The 293-nt window shown below is 56.7% G+C and carries 1 protein-coding gene; it reads right to left on the bottom strand.

Features of this window, described 5'->3' with window-relative positions:
* Positions 1-293 (bottom strand): hypothetical protein (locus tag AC0L3U_RS39115; RefSeq protein ID WP_473365078.1); only part of this gene is annotated, 293 nt, incomplete at both ends.

Below are 293 nucleotides of genomic sequence, written 5' to 3' on the forward strand. Positions count from 1 at the left end.
CCAATGCCGATGGTAATAGCACCCAAGGGAATAAAGTCCCAGTATGGCTGAAGAATATCGCCTGGCGCTGTACCGGCCACTTCCAGAATATGCATATACACGCCGCCTGGCGGGCCTGGATCCCTGGCGTCTTCCAGGTCGATCAGCCCGTCGATCGCCAATTGGGGCACTTCGATGGGTCGCAGAATGGTCGGGGTGGGTGTCAGATCTATCAGCAAGACTGAAGTGCGCGAAGGTGGCCCCTCGTTTCCCGCCCTGTCAGACAAAAAATAGCGGGCGTTGTATTCGGCATT

Source organism: Bradyrhizobium sp. Kon69 (assembly GCF_055807515.1).